Source organism: Limimaricola sp. G21655-S1 (assembly GCF_027213785.1).
Classification (GTDB): Bacteria; Pseudomonadota; Alphaproteobacteria; order Rhodobacterales; family Rhodobacteraceae; genus Limimaricola.
The window spans coordinates 1-247 of sequence record NZ_JAPWGO010000420.1; the positions used below are offsets into that span (position 1 = coordinate 1).

1 protein-coding gene is annotated in these 247 nt (G+C 49.4%); it reads left to right on the plus strand.

Translation table 11 applies throughout. From position 1 onward, the window contains the following. Positions 1–204 (plus strand): hypothetical protein (locus tag O4G76_RS21315; RefSeq protein WP_269399087.1); only part of this gene is annotated, 204 nt, incomplete at its 5' end. Positions 205–247: the final 43 nt, after the last annotated feature.

Genomic DNA, 247 nt, shown 5'->3' on the forward strand with positions numbered 1-247 from the left:
GATACCGGCTGGCGGCGTGCTCGCTGGCTACTTCTTTTTGCGCGATCAAGCCAAAGGGCCACCTATTGGTACCTCTTTGTTCAATTTGCAGCAGTCTCTGGGCCCATACTTTATGCTGCAAAAGCAGGAGAGGATTTCTGGTTGCTGTCGGTATTCCACCCTGATGAACACTGGCTAGAGTGGCGAAAGCTGCCGTTGGCTTGATTACTATCAACAGCTACTGAATAGTCATTGCGCTAATTTATAG